This window comes from Sphingomonas hankookensis (assembly GCF_001619955.1).
In the GTDB taxonomy this organism is placed as follows: Bacteria; Pseudomonadota; Alphaproteobacteria; order Sphingomonadales; family Sphingomonadaceae; genus Sphingomonas; species Sphingomonas hankookensis_A.
Map to the genome: position 1 here is coordinate 16,974 of NZ_LQQO01000002.1, position 18,510 is coordinate 35,483.

The window sequence follows — 18,510 nt, forward strand, 5'->3', positions numbered from 1 at the left end:
ATGGCGAAGGCACCGCACGGCAATAACCAGCCGCCCCCCGTCATCATCGTCAAGAAGATCATCGCCGAGGGCCATGGCGGCCATCACGGCGGTGCATGGAAGGTCGCCTATGCCGACTTCGTGACGGCGATGATGGCGTTCTTTCTGCTGATGTGGCTGCTGGGCGCGACCACCGAGAAGCAGCGCAAGGGGCTGGCCGACTTCTTCGCACCGACCCTGGTCGAGGTGAAGGCGGGCGCCGCCGGATCGAACGGGCTGTTCGGCGGCGAATCGATCGTCGACCAGGACAGCTATCCCCATCGCGCCGCGCAGACCGGCACCCGGTCGCTGACCATTCCCGTCGACGCCAATGGCGGTGCGAAGGAAGGGGCGGGCGACAAGGGCCGGTTGAAGAACAAGTCCGAACTGACCCAGTCCGACAAGAAGGCGTTCGAGCGCGTGAAGCGCGAACTGGCGCGCAAGCTCGCCACCAACGGCGAGTTGCGCAAGCTGGCACGCAACGTCCGCTTCGTGCCGACGCGCGACGGGGTGCGGATCGACCTGGTCGACAATGCCGATTATTCGATGTTCGCGCTGGGCACCACGGCAATGGCGCCCGAAGCGGCCAAGCTGATGGCGTTGATCGCGCAGACGGTCCGCGACCTGCCCAACACGATCATGATCCGGGGGCATACCGATGCCGTCGCCTATGGCCGGCCGCAGGACATGAACAACTGGATGCTGTCGTCGGGCCGGGCGGAGGCGACGCGTCGCCGCCTAGCCATGGGAGGCGTCGGCGAACGCCGCTTCGAACGGATCGAGGGCGTGGCCGACCGCGAGCCGATGATCGCCAAGGACCCGTACGACCCGCGCAACCGCCGCGTGGCAATCACGCTCCTCTATCAGGCGACCGAAGGCTTTGGCGGCTCGCGCATGGCCAGCATCGACAGCGGCCCCGCCGACCGCGCCGACGTGCCGCGGCCGGGCCGGGAGACGCCGGCGCATTGAGGGGGGCGTGCCGGGACAGGAATTTCCTTTAGTAGAACCTGACCCCCGTACCCCGGCGCAGGCGGGGGTCCAGGAGCGTCATAAGCGACGTTTGTCGCGCTTGGCCCTGGCCCCCCGCCTGCGCGGGGGTACGGTCTGTATGTCGACCCGACTTTAGAAGAACAGCTTCCGGAACGTCAGCCGTATGACGCGACCATTGGGGTCGAGATAGCCCGGCTGGTAATTGATCGGCACCACGCCACTGGCATCGGTCACACGCTGCCGCGCATTGAACAGATTGTCGATGCCCAGGCTGATCCGCGACCCCCGCAGCCAGCGATTGTTGCGGACCAATGCGGGCTGCTGGCCCAGATCGGCGAACAGCCGCAGCCCGACCGTGGCGAGGCTGCCGAAGTTCAACCGCTGCGTCGCGCCGGCCGCACCGCCATCGACCTCGGTTCCCGACTGCCAGTTGACCACCAGCCGCGAACCGATGCCATCGCGGGTATAGCCGCTATTGAACTGCACCTGATGGCGCGGCTGGCCACCGGTGTCGCTGATCGCCGATCCGTTGAGCAGGTCCAGCTCGGGCAGGCCCGGCCGGATCAGGATCGTGTTGGTGAGGGCGACCGTATGGTACAGGCTGGCCCAGATCCGCCCGCCGCCACCACCGCCGCCGCGTCCGCCGAAGCCTCCGCCGCCGGGACCGCCAAAGCCGCGTCCGCCACCCGGACCGCGGCCTTCACCACCCGGACCGCGGCCTTCACCACCCGGACCGCGGCCTTCGCCACCGGGGCCGCGACCTTCACCCGGCGGCGGCGGTGGCGGTGCATCGCCCGGCGGCGGCGCGCCATTGGCTTCCGCTGCTTCGCGTGCCGCACGGCGCTGTTCCATCCGCTGCTGGCGCAGTGCCTCGAACTGGCGCGAGCGCGCGGTCGTCACCCGCTTCGAGAAATTGATGCCCCAGCGCAGCTGGCTGCTGTCGGCGCGGGCGAAGTTGATCGGACGCGTGTCTACGCTCAACAGCGTGCCACCGCGCACGAACCGGTCGGGAAACGCCGCCTGGATATCGGCGGTGATCGCCGGGAAGCTCTGGATCGGATTGTCGATCCGGCTGTCGGTATAGTCGAACTGGAGCGAGATATCGCGCTCGGTCCACGGCTTCACGTTCAACCCCAGCTTGATGACCCGGCTGTCGCTCGACACCAGGTCGGGATTGCCGCCGGTGATGGTGGTAACGTCGACCGTCGTGCCGCTGACATAGTCGAACGTCCGGACGAAAGGCGTGGTGATGAGCGGGTTGCCCAGCTGCTGCTGCGTCGGGGCGTTCTCTTCGTGGCTGACCGACGCCAGCAGGCGGATCGCGGTGATCGGCTGCCAGTTGATGCCATAGCCGAGCGTCGTCAGCGTGCCGAAGTCCGACAGCTGCTCGACCTCCGCATTGGCGTTGAGCGACAGCCGGCCGAGCGCCGACAGCACGTCGCGTGCGGCATTGGCGATCGGCAGGTCGATATTGGCGCGGATCGACGCGGTATCGCGGCCGAGGCTGGTCGAATTGGCGATGCCGGCACGCAGCGAATCGCTGGTGAAGTCGGTCGTCGTCGCCGCCACCCGGATGCTGCTATTGGCGTCGCCGGCGGGCAGCGAGAAGGGGGACCCAGCGATCAGCGCGTTCAGCCCGGCCGCGCTCGACACCGATTTCGCGCGGTCGGCGGTGCGGATCAGGTTGCCCAGATCGCCGAACGGGCTGAACGCGCCGGCGGTCACCGCGCTCTGGACGTCCGACACATCGACGCCGCGTTCGGTGCGGGTGCTGGTTTCGGTCCGGTCGTAATTGCCGTTCACCGTCCAGCGCCACCGGCCGATATCGCCGTTCAGCGCCAGCGCGGCATTGGCCGTCGTCGTCTCGGCATTGCGCATCAGCGGATCGGTATCGGCGAAGCGCCGGACGATCACGTCGCTGGCAAAGGGCGAGAAGGGCGTATTGCCCGGCAATGTCAGCGAGACGCCGGGCAGGCCCAGCAGCGATTCCGTGCGGGTATGTTCGACCCGCGTCGTGACGGTCGCGGCGACATTGCCGAAGATGCTGCGCGCATAGACGCCGTTCGCCGAAAGCCGGTCGGTTGCGCCGGTCAGGGTGCGGAACGGCGTGGTGTCGGTGATGTTCGGATTGTTCGCCCCGGCCGCAAAGCCTGCCAGCGTCGGCGTGCCCGTCGGTACTGCCGCGACGATGACCGGCGTGCCCGCCAGCGCGCTGAGTGTCGGATCGACCGGCGCGCCGCTGACCGTCGAGGTCACGTTGCCGCGCAGGTCGAAGGGTGTGCCGCTGGTGTTCGGGATGATCCCGCGTTCGCTTTCCAGCAGGTTGGACGTGGTTTCGGCCTGCAGGTTCAGGTTGAAGCGCTTGTCCTGGTCGATGCGGACCAGACCGCCCTCGACCTCGAAGTTGCTCGACCCGCCATCGGTCGGCGCGCCGCCCTGCAACTCGCCGGTATAGCTGCGGAAGCGCGGGCGCAGCACGAAGTTGATGACCTTCTGGTCCGAGCGATAGCCATATTTGAGCGCGACTTCCTCGGGCAGGATGTCGACGCGCAGGATCGCTTCGGTCGGCAGGTCGCGAATTTCCTGGAAACCGGCCGAGCGGCGGCCATTGACGAGGAACACCGGCTGGCCGCCGCGGACCGACTGCAATTGCGGAGCGAGTTCGGTGACCAGTTCGGCGACCGAGCTGACACCATAGGAGCGGATGTCGGCAGGGGAGAGCTGCAATTCGGGCTTGATGTCGCCCGGCACCGTTCCGGGCGGCAGGCGGCCGGTGACGACGATCTCTTCCGCGTCGCTTTCGGTGTCGGTGCCGCCGGCGCCCCCCGATCCGGGTTCGACCGGTTCGGGGGTCTGGCTCTGCGCGGTTGCGGGGGCGGGGGTGGTGGGCGCGGTCTGTGCCGCCCATGCGCCGGGCGCGGTGCCCAGCGCCAGTATCAGTAACGTCCACCGCGCCATGCGCATTCCTTCCACACCCTGCCCGCCATCTGCGGTAACAGGGCCACTACGGTCCAAATGTCGCACAACTATCGCGGCCGGCGAAAATATCCGGGTAGATTCAGCGCTTCAGCAGATAGTTCAGCCGCGCTCCGGCGATCGGGCGGTCGCGGTCGTCCTGCCATGCGATCGCCGTGACATTGGCGATGCGCCCACCCAGCCGCGTCACCTCGCCGGCGGCGAAGGTCGTCCGCTCGCGCCCGCCGCGCATATAGTCGATGGTGACGTTGATCGGCTTGATGACCGTTTGCTCTTCACCCAGCGCGGCGCGGAGCGTGGCCCATGCCGCCATTTCCAGCATCCCGCCGATCGCGCCGCCATGCAGGAAGCCGGGGCGGCCGAGCAGGTCGTGGGCGAACTCCATCGTCACCAGCGGATGGCCGCGATTATCGGTGCCGAAGGTCAGGCCGAGCAGTTCGGCATAGGGCGACACGGTCATGCGAACGAGTCCAGCAACATGAAGGTGCCCGCGACATGCGCCACCGGATCGTCCGGGTCGCCGTCATGGGCAATGCCGCGCACGAACGCGACCTGCCGCGCGACGCGGTAGCATTCGCCGCGCCCGACGACGGTCCGCTCTGGCGTGGCCGGGCGCAGATAATCGATCCGCAGGTCGAGCGTGGCATGGGGCAGGAACGCGCCACGCTTCAGCCACACCCCGACGCTGGTCGCCATGTCCATCAGCGTCAGGATCGGTCCCGATGCCAGCACGCCGCGCGCCGGATCGCCGATCAGGTTGGGGCGGAACGGCAGCAGCAATTCGCACCAATCGGCGCCATGCGCCTGATATCCGATGCCCAGCCGCGTGCCATGCCCGCCGATCCGTGCGGAAAAGAAGCGGGCCGGATCGAAGCCGGGCGAAGGGGCGGGGGCAGTCATGCTCCGGTCCATAGGGCGGAACGCGGCCGGAATGAAGCGGCCTACCATAACAGCCTTGTAACTATGGCTTGGGCCGGCACGGCCATAGGATCCCGCTCGCGGCGCACGACCGTCGCGTCACGGGGGGAAGAACATGCCGATCGTCACCATCCCACTTGCCGAGATCGTCGATCTGGGAACGCAGGTTGCGACGACCGGCGCGATCCGCGTGGCGGAGGCGTCGGGCGATCAGGTGTTCGAATATATCATCGCCGTCGCGATGCTGGTGTACGAGATGTATCCGAACTGAGATGCCGGCACCGATCGATGGACAGTTGCGCGATGCGATCGCGGCGGCGCGGGAGCGGTCGCTCGCGGTGGCGCGCGACTGGACCGACGATGCGGCGGTTCGGGCGGTAACGGCGCGCTTCGCCGATGTGACGACGCTGGCCGAGGGAGAGGCCGCTGCGTGCGCATTGGTGCAGGATGCCGGCTGGGTCGGTGCCCTGCTCGCCCCGTGGATCGCAAGGCTGCGGGACGATCCCCTGCTTGAACCGCCGTTCAAGAGCCAGCGCGACGCATTGCGCACCGGCATGGTGCTGGTCGAGACGGCGGCTGCCAGCGTGACGATGGCGGTGATCGACCACCTTGCCCCGGCGGCCCGCGTCATGCCCGATACCGTCGTCGTTGGCGGGCGGGTGTCGTGGACGCGCTACCTGCGCGGGGGCGAGGCCCGGCTGTGGCGATGGCGGGCCGACGCGATCGACGATGGCTGGCACGGTGCCATCGCCGCACCGGCGCGGCCATTGGCGGTGCAGCCCCTGGCCGATGGCGCAGTGGTGCGGCTGGACGGACGGACCGACGCGATGTTGCTGGTCGAACCGGTCGGCCCCATCGTGTCGGTGACGATCACGCTGCGCCACGGTGCCGCGCCGTTCATGCGCGAATATGACCGGGCGGGCGGTGGGCTGGTGCGCGTGGCGACGCTGGACGACGCGGCGGCGCGCAGCACGATGCTGCTGACGCTGTTGCGCGAACTGGGACAGGCGGACGAAGAGGTGTTCGACGCGCTGTCGCGCGACCCCGCCTTCTTCGTGCGCTGGGACGCGATGCGCGAATGGCTGGCCTGCGATGCGCGTGCCGCCTTGCCCCGGCTGCGCGCGATGACCGACGATCCGCACCCCGACGTCCGATCAGCGGCCCAGGCGATGCTGCCGGTGGTGGAAGCGCGCATGGGGGCGGCATGGCACGGGTGATCGACCCGGGCAGTGGCGATGCGATCGGGCTGGACGATCTGGTCGACCTGCTCGCCACCGAACCGGTCGATGTGCGCGACGAGGAGGCGTTCGCGTCGCTTGGCCCGGCACTCGCCCGGCTCGGGCGCAACCGGACCTTCCTTGGCGAACTCGCGCTGGCCGAACTCAAACAGCGGTGCCGCGGGCAGGTCGACGGCAATGCCTATGGTGCACAGGTGTTGCTGCTGCGCCCGCCTGATGGCCGCTTCGTTCTGCGTGCGAATTTCTGGCCGGCGGCGCAGGATCGCGCGCTCCGGGCCGGCGGGCGGGGCGCCTATTTCTACGACCTGCCGCACGACCATAATTTCCCGTTCCTGACGGTCGGCTATCATGGGCCGGGCTATTGGAGCGACGATTACCGCTACGACGTCACCGCCATCGACGGCAGCATCGGCGAACCGGCGGGTCTGCGCCATGTCGGGCGCTCGCGGCTCGATCCGGGCAAGGTGCTGCTCTACCGGATGCGCGACGACGTGCATGTCCAGCTGCCGCCCGATGCCTTTTCGGTATCGCTCAACATCCTGGGCTATGACGCGGCTCAGCCCTGGCTCGACCAATATCGCTTCGACATTCGCGGCAACAGCATCGCGCAGGTGCTGACCTCGACGCCGGCGGAGGCGCTGGTGACGCTGGCCGTCGGGGCTGACCTGCCCGACGCGCTCGACCTCGCCGAGAGTTTTGCCACGCGCCACCCGTGCGACCGGATGCGGATCACCGTGCTCGACGCGCTGGTCCGGTCCGGACCCGATCCGCTGGCCGCGCTGGAGCGCGCGGCGGACGACCCGTCGCGGCGGATCGCCGGCCATGCCCGACAGCTGCTGGCACAGATCGATCCGGATCGGACGCGGTTGTCCTAAGCGGCTGGCGATGGGCGGGTAGGGTGTCGTCGATGCATGTCGTCGTCGCCCTTGATCCGGTTCCCGCGCTGGTCGTTCCGGCGCGTCGGCGGGGCATCGTGCTGCGCTCGCTGCCCGAGGCGCCCCATGCCCCGGTCCGGTTGGCGCGCTGGCACCGGGGGGAGGGGTGCGCGCCGGGGCGGCTGCGGACGGTACGTGGCGGCGAACGGTCGGTGCGCGCGATGCTGCTGGTCGAGGATGCCGATGCGCTGGCCGCCGGGCTGGATGCGGGCGCCGACGATGCGGTGCTGGAACGCGCGCACCCGGTCGAGATCGTCGCACGGATGCTGGCGCTGCTGCGCGACAGCCGCCGCGACGGGCTGCTGACCATCGGCGACCTGACTATCGACCGCGCCGCGCACCGGGTGTGGCGCGGAGGCACTAGACTGCATCTGTTGCCGCGCGAATATGCGGTGTTGCTGCATCTGGCCGAACATGCTGGCCGCGCGGTGTCGCGTACGGCGCTGTTGCGTGCGCTATGGGACCGGGATTTCGATCCCGGCACCAATGTCGTGCAGGTGCAGATGTCGCGGCTGCGCGCGAAGCTCGATGCGGCCGGTCCGCCGATGCTGCACACTGATCGCGGCCGGGGCTACCGGCTGGGGGACGTGTCGTGGCAACTATCGCCGGCCGGCGACGATCGATAGCATAGGTCCCGAAACAAAACGGGATGAGGGGTGCCGCATGACGCGGGTGACGATTTCGACGGTCGACGGCATTGCCGATGTGCGGCTGACGCGCGGCGACAGGATGAATGCGATCGATCTGGAAATGTTCGATGCGCTGATCGACGCAATCGATACGCTGCGCGATTCATCGATGCGCTGTGTGGTGTTGTCGGGGGAGGGGCGGGCATTTTGCGCCGGGCTGGACATGGCGAGCATGGCGGCCGGCGCGGCGGGCATCGACCTTGCGACGCGCAGCCATGGCATCGCCAATCGCGTGCAGCAGGTGGCCTGGGGCTGGCGGACGCTGCCCATGCCGGTGATCGCTGCGGTGCATGGCCTCGCCTTCGGCGGCGGGATGCAGATCATGGCCGGCGCCGATATACAGATCGCCGCACCCGACACCCGCTTCTCGATCCTCGAAGCCAAATGGGGCCTGGTCGCCGACATGGCCGGCTTTGCGCTGTGGCGTGACGTGCGGAGCGATCTGCTCAGGGAACTGGCCTTTTCCGCGCGCGAGTTCACGGCGGAAGAGGCGGTGCGTGCCGGCTTCGTCACGCGACTGGCCGACGACCCGCACGGGGCGGCTATAGTCCTCGCCCGCGCGATCGCCGCACGCAGCCCGGATGCGGCACGTGCGGCCAAGCGGATGGCGAACCTGGCCGACGAAGCGGATGCCGCGACGATCCTCGCTGCGGAGAGCGCCGAGCAACAGGCGCTGCTCGGCAAGCCCAATCAGGTGGAGGCGGTGCGCGCCGGCATGGAACGGCGCGCGCCATCGTTCCAGGATTGATCCGACCAAATTCGTCGCCCCAGCGAAGGCTGGGGCCTGGCGCGGCTCTTGTCCCGCCCATTCCCGAGAGATTCTAGCCTTCGCCGGGATGACGTCCAGTCAGACCGGACGGTTCAGATGTCCTGCACCAGCCGCCCGTACAGCTCCGGCCGGCGGTCGCGGAAGAATCCGAACGCCGCACGGTGGCGCTTTACCCGGTCGAGGTCGAAGGTCGCGGTGATGACGCCCTCCTCCTCGCGGTCGAGTTCGGCAACGATGTCGCCGCGCTCATCGGTGATGAACGACGTCCCGTAGAAGGTCTGGCCATGTTCGGTGCCGACCCGGTTGGCGGCGACGACCGGCACGACGTTCGACACGGCGTGGCCGACCATCGCCCGGCGCCACAGCCGCGCGGTGTCGAGGCTGGTGTCGTGCGGTTCGCTGCCGATCGCGGTCGGGAAGAACAGGACCTGCGCCCCCATCAGCATCAGCGCGCGCGCGGTTTCCGGGTACCATTGGTCCCAGCAGATGCCGACGCCCAGCTTCGCCGGGCCGTCCCACACCTTGAACCCGGTATTGCCGGGGCGGAAATAGAATTTTTCCTCGTACCCCGGCCCGTCGGGGATGTGGCTCTTGCGATACACGCCCTGGATGCGGCCATCGGGGTCGATCATCGCCAGGCTGTTGTAATGATGATGGCCGTCCAGTTCGAAGAAGCTGGTCGGGATCGCGATCTTCAGTTCGCCGGCGAGTTCCTGCATCGCGCGCACCGCCTTGTGCTCGGCCACCGGCTTGGCGTTGGCGAACAGCCCTTCGTCTTCGATGCGGCAGAAATATTCGCCTTCGAACAGTTCGGGCGGCAGCACGACCTGCGCGCCCCTGGCCGCGGCTTCGCGGACGAGCGCCGAGACATTGGCGATGTTGCGGTCGATATCGGCGGTGAAGCCGAGCTGGAGCGCGGCAACGGTGATGTCGGTCATGGACGGTCCTAAAGCGTGACGCCGAAACGGGCGGCAACGGGGATAATGGCCAGATACAGCAGGATCGTGACACCGCAACCGGCGACGAGCGCCCACCAGAAGCCGATGCCGTGCCGCAGCAGCGCGGGCACGATCAGGAACATGGGAAGCGAGGGCAGCACATACCAGAAGGTCGCCTCCGCATGGGTCGCCAGCCGCACCGCATCGCCCGTATCGCGCCACAGCCAGATCATGCCGAGCAGCGAGACCAGCGGCAGCGACGCGACCAGCGCCCCCGCCGCCGGACTGCGCCGGGCGATCAGCGCCACGGCGGCGACGATCAGCCCGGACAGCGCGGTGCGGAGCGCAAACGCGATCAAGCCGCCGGAATCTGCTGGCTGATGCAGTGGAAGCTGCCGCCGCCGGTCAGGATATGATCGGCGCGCAGGCCCACGACTTCGTGGTTCGGGAAGAGCTCGGCAAAGGCCGCGACGGCCGCATCGTCGGTCCCGGTGCCGTAGAGCGGTACGACCACCGCGGCATTGCCGATGTAGAAATTCATGTGGCTGCCCGGAATGATCTCCTCATCCGGCGACAGCACGCGGCCGGGCGAGGGAACCAGCACCACCTCCACGCCGAACGCCTTCGCGCGGGCGGCAGCGTCCTGATAGATGCGCCAGTTCGGGTCGTTCTCCGCCGCTTCCGGGATCGCCAGCCGGTTCGGCCCGACGAAGCGGGCGAGATTGTCGACATGGCCATCGGTATGGTCGTTGAGCAACCCGTCGCCCAGCCACAGCACCCGGTCATAGCCCAGATCCTCGCGCAGCCGCGTCTCGGCATCCGTGCGGTGGAAATCGACATTGCGGTTGCGGTTGAGCAGGCATTGTTCGGTCGTCACGACCAGCCCGGTGCCGTCACCGTCCAGCGCGCCGCCTTCGACGATCCAGTCATGCTCGGCGACCGGCAGGCCGCGCTCGCGCGCCAGCCGCAGGCCGATATCATCGTCGCCGGGCAGGTCGTATTTGCCGCCCCAGCCATTGAAGCCGAAGCAGCGCGCGGTGCCCTCGCCATCGATGATCGGGCCGGTATCGCGCAGCCAGATATCGCCGAACGGTTCGATGATGACCTCGGCGAACGGCGCGCGCTGCCGCGCATCGTCGGCGGCTTCGATATCGGCGGCGACCAGCAGCACCTTTTCACCCCGGCCGTCGGCATGGACGGCGCGGGCAAAGGCGACGACTTCGTCGCGGGCGGGGTCGAGGTCCTCCAGCCAGAGTTCGGCATGGCTGGGATAGCCGATCCATACGGCGGCGTGGGGGGCCCATTCGGGTTTCGGCGCGGTCATGCGCGCGCAAATACTGAATCGCGAGCGCTAGGAAAAGGGGCGGGCTCGTGCTGAGATGACACCAGTCGTTTTCGTTACCCCGGATCAAGTCCCGGGTGACGTAGCGTGTCTCCTTGTCATCCCCGGCAAACCTTGCCCCGGCGGCGGCGATGCGCGATGGGGCGCGCATCGCCTCCATCCGCCAGGAACCCGAGTCCCATGAAATTCTTCGTCGACACCGCCGATACCAACGACGTCCGCGAACTGGCCGATACCGGCCTGCTCGACGGCGTCACCACCAACCCGTCGCTGATCCACAAGTCGGGGCGCGACTTCCTCGAAGTGGTCGCCGAAATCTGCTCGATCACCCCCGGGCCGGTATCGGCCGAAGTGGTCGCGCTCGACCATGAAGGCATGATGCGCGAGGCCGAAATCCTGCGCAAGATCGCCGACAATGTCGCGGTGAAGGTGCCGCTGACCATCGATGGCCTGAAGACCTGCAAGGCACTGACCGACGACGGCACGATGGTCAATGTCACCCTGTGCTTCTCGGCCAACCAGGCGTTGCTGGCCGCCAAGGCCGGCGCGACCTTCGTCTCGCCCTTCGTCGGCCGTCACGACGATATCGGCTTCGACGGCATGGGGCTGATCAGCGACATCCGTCTGATCTATGACAATTACGACTTCGGCACCGAAATCCTCGTCGCCAGCGTCCGGCATCCGATCCACGTCCTCGAATCGGCCAAGCTCGGCGCCGATGTGATGACCGCCCCGCCGTCGGTCATCCGCGCGCTGGTCAAGCATCCGCTGACCGACAAGGGCATCGAAGGCTTCATGGCCGATTGGGCCAAGTCGGGCCAGAAGATCGGCTGATCCGGGTTCGACAGCGGCTGCGGCATGGCGCTATCATTCGGCCATGACGCAGCCGCTGCCGCTGGCTTTCGCCACCCATCTCGCCCGCGACCGTCGCCGATCGACGCATACCGTCCGGGCCTATGCCGCGACCGCCGAACGGCTGATCGCCTTCCTGCAGGGGCATTGGGGCGGGGCGGTTGATGCCGCCGCGCTGCATCACCTCACCGCCGCCGACCTGCGCGCCTTCCTCGCCCATCGCCGCGAGCAGGGCTTGGGTAATGCCGCCGCTGCGCGCGAATTGTCGGCGGTGCGGGCCTTCATCGCTTTTACCGGGGGCGAAGCACCGCCGCTGCGTGGTCCCCGCGTCGCGAAGAACGTTCCCCGCCCGATTTCGCCCGACGACGCCGTCGCGCTGGCTGAAGAAGTAGCCGATGCTGCCGCCGAGCCATGGATCGGCGCGCGCGATTGGGCGATCCTGCTGCTGCTCTACGGTGCCGGCCTGCGCATCGGCGAGGCGCTGTCGCTGACCGGTTGCGTGCTGCCGCTCGGCGAGACGCTGGTCGTGACCGGCAAGCGCGACAAGACGCGCATGGTGCCGCTGCTGCCGCCGGTCCGTGCGGCGGTAGAGGCTTATGTCGCGCAGCAACCATGGGGCACCGCGCGCGATGCGCCGCTGTTCCGGGGGGCGAAGGGCGGCCCGCTTGACGCAGGCGTGGTGCGCAAGGCGGTGCGCACCGCGCGCGTCGCGCTGGGGTTGGGCGACCGCACCAGTCCCCACGCGCTGCGCCACAGCTTCGCGACGCATCTGCTAGGGCGCGGCGCGGACCTGCGCTCGCTGCAGGCGTTGCTGGGCCATGCCAGCCTGTCGTCGACGCAGATTTATACGGCGGTCGATGCCGCGCATTTGCTGGACGTGTACCGGAATGCGCATCCGCGTGGGTAGGGCGGTGCGGGAAACCTGACGTCTGACCCATTCTCAACGTCACCCCGGACTTGATCCGGGGTCCCGCTTCTTCTTCGAGCCGCCGCAACAAAGCGGGAGCCCGGGTCAAGCCCGGGGTGACGAAGGGGGGCAATGTGTCCCTCGACCGCTAGCCCAAAACACGAACGCCGCGCCGAACCTCGGTCCGACGCGGCGTCCGCCTTAACCCGATACCGGAAAGCCGTTACCCGGCCTGTTCGGCGAGGATCGTCAGCCCCTTGGCGGTCACCTCCGCAAAGCCGCCACGGATCGCGATGCGTTCCGCCTCGCCCTTTTCGGAGCGCTGGATCAGGACGTCGCCGTCACGGATCGTCGACATGAACGGGGCATGGCCCTCCAGCACGCCGAAGTCGCCTTCGGTGCCCGGTACGGTGACCATATAGACCGATTCCGACCGCACCAGCTTTTCGGGGGTCACGAGTTCGAAGTGCAGCATAGTTAGAACCTCACTCCCTCTCCCCTTCAGGGGAGAGGGCAGGGGAGAGGGGGTTTCGGCCGAGAGGTTCCGACTGCCCCTCTCCCCGACCCTCTCCCCGCAAGCGGGGAGAGGGAGATCGAATTACGCGTCCTGCGCCATCTTCTGCGCCTTGGCGACGACCTCGTCGATGCCGCCGACCATGTAGAAGGCCGATTCCGGCAGATGGTCATATTCACCTTCGACGACCGCCTTGAACGACTTCACCGTGTCTTCCAGCGCGACGAACTTGCCGCTGATGCCGGTGAAGACTTCGGCGACGTGGAACGGCTGGCTGAGGAACTTCTGGATCTTGCGGGCGCGGGCGACCGTGACCTTATCCTCTTCGCTCAGCTCGTCCATGCCGAGGATGGCGATGATGTCCTGCAGCGACTTGTAGCGCTGGAGCAGCGACTGCACGGCGCGCGCCGTGTCGTAATGCTCCTGCCCGACCGTGCGCGGTTCGAGAACGCGGCTGGTCGAATCGAGCGGATCGACCGCCGGATAGATGCCGAGTTCCGAGATCGCGCGGTTGAGCACGGTCGTCGCGTCGAGGTGGGCGAACGAGGTCGCCGGCGCCGGATCGGTCAAATCGTCCGCGGGGACGTAGATCGCCTGCACCGAGGTGATCGAGCCCTTGTTGGTCGAAGTGATGCGTTCCTGCAGCGCGCCCATGTCGGTCGACAGCGTCGGCTGATAGCCCACCGCCGAGGGAATGCGGCCGAGCAGCGCCGACACTTCCGAGCCCGCCTGGGTGAAGCGGAAGATGTTGTCGACGAAGAACAGCACGTCCTGCCCTTCGACGTCGCGGAAATATTCGGCGATCGTCAGGCCCGACAGCGCGACGCGCGCGCGGGCGCCCGGCGGCTCGTTCATCTGGCCGTATACCAGCGCGACCTTCGACCCCTCGCTCGTCGGATTGCCCTCGGCATCCTTGGCGATGACGCCCGCGTCGAGGAATTCATGGTACAGGTCGTTGCCCTCGCGGGTACGCTCACCGACGCCCGCGAATACCGACGTGCCGCCATGGCCCTTGGCGATGTTGTTGATGAGTTCCTGAATGAGAACCGTCTTGCCGACGCCCGCGCCGCCGAACAGGCCGATCTTGCCGCCCTTCGCGTAGGGGGCGAGCAGGTCGATGACCTTGATGCCGGTGACGAGGATCGCGCTCTCGGTCGACTGGTCGACGAATTCCGGCGCCTTGGCATGGATCGGGGCGGTGGTTTCCGCGCCGACGGGCCCGCGCTCGTCGATCGGCTCGCCGACGACGTTCAGGATGCGGCCGAGCGTCTTCGGGCCGACCGGAACGCGGATCTGCGAACCGGTGTCCTTGACCGACTGACCGCGCGTCAGGCCTTCGGTCGCGTCCATCGCGATCGTGCGGACGGTGTTCTCGCCCAGATGCTGCGCGACTTCGAGGACCAGCCGGTTGCCGTTATTGTCGGTTTCGAGCGCCGACAGGATGGCGGGCAGTTCGCCGTCGAACGTCACGTCGACGACCGCGCCGATCACCTGGCTGATGCGGCCGGTATTGTTGGTGCTGCCCTGCGGGGCGTAGGTGTCTGCGGCGGTTGCCATTACGGGTTCCTCGGGTGGCTGTCCCCGGCTTGGCGGCCGGGACGGGTAAAGGTCACGATCAGGCGACGTCCGCCGTCGATCGGTTCACGGGTAACTGTATAGTCCGCGCCGGGCAGGTTGCCCGAGGCGGGGCTTTCGGTACGGATCGCCTTTTCGACGACATCCTGCCCCGGCAGCGCCATCGATGCCAGCGGCCGGTTCACCCAGCGGATGAACTGGTCCTTCGCGAACGGGCTGGAATCGAGGTTCACGATGTCGAGCGTGAAGCGCAATTCGCCGATCCGCTGGGCATCGCCGGTCACGCTCAGGTTGGCGGTATTGACCGGCTTGATCGACGGGTCGGCCATCGGCGTCGGCTGCGCCGTGGCGACGAAGGCGCCGCCCTCCGGCGCATAGGCCGACAGGCGGAAACCCATGCCGTTCAGCAGCTCGATCGTGCGCGGCGCGTCGCCGAGCACCGTCGCCCAGCCGCCGGTGACGAACGGCGTCGGCGTCGCGCGCGGCTTCTCCGCCGCCTTGTCGGCAGCAGGCTGACCGCAGCCGGCCAGCATGGCGACGAGCGCCAGCAGGACGGCACGGCGGATCACAGCGCTTCGGCGCCCGAGATGATCTCGACCAGTTCGGTCGTGATCGCGGCCTGGCGGGTGCGGTTATATTCGATGGTCAGGCGGTTGATGAGGTCGCCCGCATTGCGCGTGGCATTGTCCATGGCCGTCATCTTCGACCCCTGCTCCGACGCCGCATTCTCGCGGATCGCGCGATAGATCTGCACCGCGATGTTGGTCGGCAGCAGGCTGTCGAGAATTGCTTCCTCGCTCGGCTCATATTCGACCACCGCGTCGGCGGCCGGCGCCTTGGTCGCGTCGGGAATCTTGACCGGGATCAGCTGCTGCTCGGTCGGCTCCTGCGTCAGTACCGTCTTGAACGTGGCGTAGAACAGGTGCGCGACGTCGAACTCGCCCGCTTCGTAGCGGCGGATCAGGTCGTCGGCATAGCCCTTCGCATCGGCGAAGGTCAGCTTGCCCAGATCGCCCGGCTCGACCGCATGGACGAACCCGTCGCGGAACTGGCGGGCCAGCACCGCGCGACCCTTGCGACCGATGGTCAGGAACTTGACGGTCTTGCCCTCGGCCTGCAGCTCGAGCGCACGACGACGGGCGAGACGGGCGATGTTCGAATTGAACGCGCCGGCCAGCCCCTTGTCCGACGTCGCGACGACGAACAGGTGAACCTGATCGCGGCCGGTGCCGGCGAGCAGCGGCGAGCTGCCCTCGGTGATCTGCGCGGTGCTCGCCAGGCTGGCGACGACCTGTTCGACCCGCTGGGCATAGGGGCGACCGGCCTCGGCCGCCTCCTGCGCACGGCGCAGCTTGGCGGCGGCGACCATCTTCATCGCCTTGGTGATCTTCTGCGTCGACTTCACCGAGCCGATGCGCAGTTTCAGGGCCTTGAGACTAGCCATTTGTCTTCCCTACTCCCTCTCCCCGCCTGCGGGGAGAGGGTCGGGGAGAGGGGGCTGTCGCAACGACGGTCCCGCTCGCCCCTCTCCCAACCCTCTCCCCTGGAGGGGAGAGGGCCTGATGGTTACGCGAAGGTCTTCGCGAACTGGTCGAGCGCGGCCTTCAGCCCCGACTTCGCCTCGTCGCCCAGATCCTTGGTGTCGCGGATCTTGGCCAGCACCTGCGGGTGGTTCGCCTTCAGATCCGACAGCATCGCCTGTTCGTAGCGGACGACGTCGTTCACCGGAACGGTGTCGAGATAGCCCTGCGTGCCGGCGAAGATCGACGCGACCTGCTCCTCGAACGGCATCGGTGAGAACTGCGCCTGCTTGAGCAGCTCGGTCAGACGCGCACCGCGGTTCAGCAGCTTTTGCGTCGACGCGTCGAGGTCCGAGCCGAACTGCGCGAAGGCGGCCATTTCGCGATACTGGGCCAGCTCCAGCTTGATGCTGCCCGCGACCTTCTTCATCGCCTTGGTCTGCGCGGCCGAACCCACGCGGCTGACCGAGAGGCCGACGTTGATCGCGGGGCGGATGCCGGCGAAGAACAGGTCGGTTTCGAGGAAGATCTGGCCGTCGGTGATCGAGATCACGTTGGTCGGGATATAGGCCGACACGTCGCCCGCCTGGGTTTCGATGATCGGCAGCGCGGTCAGCGAGCCGCCGCCATTGGCGTCCGACATCTTGGCGGCGCGCTCCAGCAGGCGGCTGTGCAGGTAGAACACGTCACCCGGATAGGCTTCGCGACCCGGCGGACGGCGCAGCAACAGCGACATCTGGCGATAGGCGACCGCCTGCTTCGACAGATCGTCGAACACGATCAGGCCGTGCATCCCGTTGTCGCGGAAATATTCGCCCATCGCGGTGCCGGTGTAGGGCGCAAGGTACTGCAGCGGAGCCGGGTCCGACGCGGTTGCGGCGACGACGATCGAATATTCCATCGCGCCGTTTTCTTCGAGCGTGCGCACCAGCTGGGCGACGGTCGAGCGCTTCTGGCCGACCGCGACATAGACGCAGTACAGCTTCTTGGATTCATCCGAGCCGGCATTCGCCGTCTTCTGGTTGATGAAGGTGTCGATCGCGACCGCCGACTTGCCGGTCTGACGATCGCCGATGATGAGTTCGCGCTGGCCACGGCCGACCGGCACGAGGGCGTCGATCGCCTTCAGGCCCGACTGCATCGGTTCGCTGACCGACTGGCGCGGGATGATGCCCGGCGCCTTCACGTCGACGCGGGCGCGCTGTTCCGAAACGATCGGCCCCTTGCCGTCGATCGGGTTACCCAGACCATCGACCACGCGACCCAGCAGGCCCTTGCCGACCGGAACGTCGACGATGGTGCCGGTGCGCTTGACGGTGTCGCCTTCCTTGATCGACGAGTCCGATCCGAAGATCACGACGCCGACGTTATCGGCTTCGAGGTTCAGCGCCATGCCCTGGATGCCGCCGCCGAACTCGACCATTTCGCCCGCCTGGACGTTGTCGAGCCCGTGGATGCGGGCGATGCCGTCACCGACCGACAGCACCTGGCCGACTTCCGAAACCTGCGCTTCGGTGCCGAAATTGGCGATCTGGTCGCGGATGACCTTCGAGATTTCTGCGGCGCGGATATCCATGTTCAGCCTTTCATCGCGTGCGCGAGCGTGTTCAGTCGGGTCTTGATCGAGCTATCGATCATCTGGCTGCCGATCTTCACGACCAGTCCGCCAAGGAGAGTGGGGTCGACCTTCAGGTCGATCGCGACCTCGCGGCCGACGCGGTGACGCAGCTGCTGCTTGAGCGCGTCGACCTGAGAATCGTCCAGCGGGTGGGCCGAAACGACTTCCGCATTGGTCTCGCCCCGCGAACGGGCGGCGAGGTCGCGGAACGCGCGGATGATCGCGGGCAGGTCGCCCAGGCGACGATTCTGCGCCAGTACGCCGAGGAAATTGGCGGTCAGCGGGTCGAGGCCCAGCACCGGGACCAGCGCGGCAATGGCGCGGGCCGCGTCGTCGCGGCCGACCAGCGGGCTTTTCACCAGCGCCGACAGGTCCGCCGACTCGGTCATGGCCGACGACACCGTCTTCAGGCTCGATTCGACAGCCGTCAGCTGGCCCTGCTGCCGGGCGAGGTCAAACAGCGCGGTCGCATAGCGGCCGCCCAGGCTCGCCTGGATCGTACCGCCGCCACCAGTAGTTCCGCCGGATGTCTCCACGCGCGCGTCCTTGTCAGGGGTCAACTTCAAAATCCCATGCATGAAAGGGGGCCGCCATTCCAACCGCCGTCGCGACCGATGTCGCGCCGCTGACCGGCCCATGCGCCCCCGATGGGTCGTGGGGCCGCTAGCATCGGTGTCACGATTTCGCAAGCTTTGTGGGAGGTCGGTTCGC

General features: G+C 67.6%; 20 protein-coding genes. 8 read left to right on the forward strand and 12 right to left on the reverse strand.

Annotated features, from left to right (window positions below; all coding sequences use genetic code 11):
- Positions 1 to 987, forward strand: a complete 987-nt coding sequence (locus tag AVT10_RS02845; protein WP_066688172.1) for a flagellar motor protein MotB — start codon at positions 1 to 3, stop codon at positions 985 to 987.
- A 153-nt stretch (positions 988 to 1,140) separates the two neighbouring features.
- Here AVT10_RS02845 and AVT10_RS02850 read toward each other — a convergent pair whose 3' ends face one another.
- The 3 genes from AVT10_RS02850 to AVT10_RS02860 all read right to left on the reverse strand — a co-directional run bounded on the left by AVT10_RS02850 (position 1,141) and on the right by AVT10_RS02860 (position 4,884).
- Positions 1,141 to 3,966: a TonB-dependent receptor gene (locus AVT10_RS02850; RefSeq protein WP_126013020.1), complete on the reverse strand. Its 2,826-nt coding sequence runs from the start codon at positions 3,964 to 3,966 to the stop codon at positions 1,141 to 1,143.
- Positions 3,967 to 4,066: 100 nt separating this feature from the next.
- A complete protein-coding gene (locus AVT10_RS02855; RefSeq protein ID WP_066688176.1) occupies positions 4,067 to 4,444 on the reverse strand; it encodes a PaaI family thioesterase in 378 nt (125 codons plus the stop codon).
- Positions 4,441 to 4,884, reverse strand: coding sequence for a PaaI family thioesterase (locus tag AVT10_RS02860; protein ID WP_066688320.1), 444 nt, complete (start codon positions 4,882 to 4,884; stop codon positions 4,441 to 4,443). The genes AVT10_RS02855 and AVT10_RS02860 overlap by 4 nt, the downstream gene beginning before the upstream one ends.
- Positions 4,885 to 5,017: 133 nt before the next feature.
- Between AVT10_RS02860 and AVT10_RS18045 the strand changes: the two genes are divergently transcribed.
- From AVT10_RS18045 to AVT10_RS02880, 5 genes are read left to right on the forward strand one after another with little or no spacing between them, the layout of a single operon-like run.
- Positions 5,018 to 5,173: a hypothetical protein gene (locus tag AVT10_RS18045; RefSeq protein WP_157092671.1), complete on the forward strand. Its 156-nt coding sequence runs from the start codon at positions 5,018 to 5,020 to the stop codon at positions 5,171 to 5,173.
- Between the two features lies 1 nt (position 5,174).
- The gene (locus AVT10_RS02865; protein ID WP_066688178.1) at positions 5,175 to 6,119 is read left to right on the forward strand and encodes a hypothetical protein; all 945 of its coding nucleotides are present in this window, start codon (positions 5,175 to 5,177) and stop codon (positions 6,117 to 6,119) included.
- Positions 6,107 to 7,015: a hypothetical protein gene (locus AVT10_RS02870; protein WP_066688180.1), complete on the forward strand. Its 909-nt coding sequence runs from the start codon at positions 6,107 to 6,109 to the stop codon at positions 7,013 to 7,015. Before AVT10_RS02865 ends, AVT10_RS02870 begins: the two co-directional genes overlap by 13 nt.
- Positions 7,016 to 7,047: 32 nt before the next feature.
- Entirely contained in the window at positions 7,048 to 7,701 is a 654-nt protein-coding gene (locus AVT10_RS02875; protein ID WP_066688181.1) for a winged helix-turn-helix domain-containing protein, read from the forward strand.
- A 37-nt stretch (positions 7,702 to 7,738) separates the two neighbouring features.
- Complete coding sequence (locus AVT10_RS02880) at positions 7,739 to 8,512, forward strand: crotonase/enoyl-CoA hydratase family protein (RefSeq protein ID WP_066688182.1); 774 nt, start codon at positions 7,739 to 7,741, stop codon at positions 8,510 to 8,512.
- 113 nt (positions 8,513 to 8,625) lie between these two features.
- Here AVT10_RS02880 and aguB read toward each other — a convergent pair whose 3' ends face one another.
- The 3 genes from aguB to AVT10_RS02895 are packed head-to-tail and all read right to left on the reverse strand — an operon-like array spanning position 8,626 to position 10,795.
- The gene (gene aguB / locus AVT10_RS02885) at positions 8,626 to 9,471 is read right to left on the reverse strand and encodes an N-carbamoylputrescine amidase (RefSeq protein WP_066688183.1); all 846 of its coding nucleotides are present in this window, start codon (positions 9,469 to 9,471) and stop codon (positions 8,626 to 8,628) included.
- A gap of 8 nt (positions 9,472 to 9,479) precedes the next feature.
- Positions 9,480 to 9,830, reverse strand: a complete 351-nt coding sequence (locus AVT10_RS02890; protein WP_066688186.1) for a DUF3147 family protein — start codon at positions 9,828 to 9,830, stop codon at positions 9,480 to 9,482.
- Positions 9,827 to 10,795 (reverse strand): agmatine deiminase family protein, encoded by a 969-nt coding sequence (locus tag AVT10_RS02895; RefSeq protein WP_066688191.1) that lies wholly within the window; start codon positions 10,793 to 10,795, stop codon positions 9,827 to 9,829. Before AVT10_RS02895 ends, AVT10_RS02890 begins: the two co-directional genes overlap by 4 nt.
- Positions 10,796 to 10,993: 198 nt before the next feature.
- On the opposite strand from AVT10_RS02895, the gene fsa reads away from it, so the two are divergent.
- Together fsa and AVT10_RS02905 are read left to right on the forward strand one after the other, a co-directional pair.
- A complete protein-coding gene (gene fsa, locus AVT10_RS02900) occupies positions 10,994 to 11,647 on the forward strand; it encodes a fructose-6-phosphate aldolase (RefSeq protein ID WP_066688193.1) in 654 nt (217 codons plus the stop codon).
- 43 nt (positions 11,648 to 11,690) lie between these two features.
- Entirely contained in the window at positions 11,691 to 12,572 is an 882-nt protein-coding gene (locus tag AVT10_RS02905; RefSeq protein WP_066688195.1) for a tyrosine recombinase XerC, read from the forward strand.
- Positions 12,573 to 12,795: 223 nt separating this feature from the next.
- On the opposite strand, the gene AVT10_RS02910 is transcribed toward AVT10_RS02905, so the two are convergent.
- The 6 genes from AVT10_RS02910 to AVT10_RS02935 form a co-directional block, all read right to left on the reverse strand.
- Positions 12,796 to 13,047, reverse strand: a complete 252-nt coding sequence (locus AVT10_RS02910) for an ATP synthase F1 subunit epsilon (RefSeq protein WP_066688197.1) — start codon at positions 13,045 to 13,047, stop codon at positions 12,796 to 12,798.
- A gap of 123 nt (positions 13,048 to 13,170) precedes the next feature.
- Positions 13,171 to 14,643 (reverse strand): F0F1 ATP synthase subunit beta, encoded by a 1,473-nt coding sequence (gene atpD, locus AVT10_RS02915; protein ID WP_066688199.1) that lies wholly within the window; start codon positions 14,641 to 14,643, stop codon positions 13,171 to 13,173.
- Positions 14,643 to 15,230: a hypothetical protein gene (locus AVT10_RS02920; protein ID WP_066688201.1), complete on the reverse strand. Its 588-nt coding sequence runs from the start codon at positions 15,228 to 15,230 to the stop codon at positions 14,643 to 14,645. The genes atpD and AVT10_RS02920 overlap by 1 nt, the downstream gene beginning before the upstream one ends.
- Complete coding sequence (locus tag AVT10_RS02925; RefSeq protein ID WP_066688203.1) at positions 15,227 to 16,105, reverse strand: F0F1 ATP synthase subunit gamma; 879 nt, start codon at positions 16,103 to 16,105, stop codon at positions 15,227 to 15,229. Before AVT10_RS02925 ends, AVT10_RS02920 begins: the two co-directional genes overlap by 4 nt.
- A 122-nt stretch (positions 16,106 to 16,227) precedes the next feature.
- Positions 16,228 to 17,757, reverse strand: coding sequence for a F0F1 ATP synthase subunit alpha (atpA, locus tag AVT10_RS02930; RefSeq protein ID WP_066688204.1), 1,530 nt, complete (start codon positions 17,755 to 17,757; stop codon positions 16,228 to 16,230).
- Between the two features lie 2 nt (positions 17,758 to 17,759).
- Entirely contained in the window at positions 17,760 to 18,335 is a 576-nt protein-coding gene (locus tag AVT10_RS02935; protein ID WP_066688322.1) for a F0F1 ATP synthase subunit delta, read from the reverse strand.
- Positions 18,336 to 18,510 lie beyond the last annotated feature (175 nt).

Excerpts from the sequence above, each read along its gene's own strand:
- AVT10_RS02845 (WP_066688172.1), top strand. The coding sequence starts at position 1 with ATGGCGAAGGCACCGCACGGCAATAACCAGCCGCCCCCCGTCATCATC.
- AVT10_RS02850 (WP_126013020.1), bottom strand. The coding sequence starts at position 3,966 with ATGGCGCGGTGGACGTTACTGATACTGGCGCTGGGCACCGCGCCCGGC.
- AVT10_RS02855 (WP_066688176.1), bottom strand. The coding sequence starts at position 4,444 with ATGACCGTGTCGCCCTATGCCGAACTGCTCGGCCTGACCTTCGGCACC.
- AVT10_RS02860 (WP_066688320.1), bottom strand. The coding sequence starts at position 4,884 with ATGACTGCCCCCGCCCCTTCGCCCGGCTTCGATCCGGCCCGCTTCTTT.
- AVT10_RS18045 (WP_157092671.1), top strand. The coding sequence starts at position 5,018 with ATGCCGATCGTCACCATCCCACTTGCCGAGATCGTCGATCTGGGAACG.
- AVT10_RS02865 (WP_066688178.1), top strand. The coding sequence starts at position 5,175 with ATGCCGGCACCGATCGATGGACAGTTGCGCGATGCGATCGCGGCGGCG.
- AVT10_RS02870 (WP_066688180.1), top strand. The coding sequence starts at position 6,107 with ATGGCACGGGTGATCGACCCGGGCAGTGGCGATGCGATCGGGCTGGAC.
- AVT10_RS02875 (WP_066688181.1), top strand. The coding sequence starts at position 7,048 with ATGCATGTCGTCGTCGCCCTTGATCCGGTTCCCGCGCTGGTCGTTCCG.
- AVT10_RS02880 (WP_066688182.1), top strand. The coding sequence starts at position 7,739 with ATGACGCGGGTGACGATTTCGACGGTCGACGGCATTGCCGATGTGCGG.
- aguB (WP_066688183.1), bottom strand. The coding sequence starts at position 9,471 with ATGACCGACATCACCGTTGCCGCGCTCCAGCTCGGCTTCACCGCCGAT.
- AVT10_RS02895 (WP_066688191.1), bottom strand. The coding sequence starts at position 10,795 with ATGACCGCGCCGAAACCCGAATGGGCCCCCCACGCCGCCGTATGGATC.
- fsa (WP_066688193.1), top strand. The coding sequence starts at position 10,994 with ATGAAATTCTTCGTCGACACCGCCGATACCAACGACGTCCGCGAACTG.
- AVT10_RS02905 (WP_066688195.1), top strand. The coding sequence starts at position 11,691 with ATGACGCAGCCGCTGCCGCTGGCTTTCGCCACCCATCTCGCCCGCGAC.
- AVT10_RS02910 (WP_066688197.1), bottom strand. The coding sequence starts at position 13,047 with ATGCTGCACTTCGAACTCGTGACCCCCGAAAAGCTGGTGCGGTCGGAA.
- atpD (WP_066688199.1), bottom strand. The coding sequence starts at position 14,643 with ATGGCAACCGCCGCAGACACCTACGCCCCGCAGGGCAGCACCAACAAT.
- AVT10_RS02925 (WP_066688203.1), bottom strand. The coding sequence starts at position 16,105 with ATGGCTAGTCTCAAGGCCCTGAAACTGCGCATCGGCTCGGTGAAGTCG.
- atpA (WP_066688204.1), bottom strand. The coding sequence starts at position 17,757 with ATGGATATCCGCGCCGCAGAAATCTCGAAGGTCATCCGCGACCAGATC.